General features: G+C 62.1%; 1 pseudogene. It reads right to left on the bottom strand.

Annotation, left to right across the window (positions count from 1 at the left end):
* Nucleotides 1-280 (bottom strand): annotated as a pseudogene (locus ACTFO6_RS18655) (sialidase); the annotation flags it as partial.

The following is a 280-nucleotide window of genomic DNA, read 5'->3' as shown; positions in this document are numbered from 1 at the left end:
ACCGGCGCTCCCTTGGGCTGCGAGGACGGTTCCACCCTGGCCTTTGCCACGAAGACGGGTCCTTGCTCGGAGCGCGCCATGAGCGAGTTCTCCGATACGGCGTGCGTCGCGGGCCGACAGTTCAGAACCAGCGAACTCGACGAACGTTGTTGCCGTCGGCGCCTTGGCCGCCATAGCTTGCAAGGACAGGGCTGAGTTCCACATCTTGAATCGCCGTACGTCGAGGACGCCCGACGGATTGATGACAATATTGGTTGCTCCCAGATCCTGGCACCATACC

The sequence above is a fragment of the Pelomicrobium sp. G1 genome, from assembly GCF_051905455.1.
Taxonomy (GTDB): domain Bacteria; phylum Pseudomonadota; class Gammaproteobacteria; order Burkholderiales; family UBA6910; genus Pelomicrobium.
The sequence above is the reverse complement of the archived record's forward strand: the minus strand, read 5'-3'. Positions and strand labels throughout refer to the sequence as shown.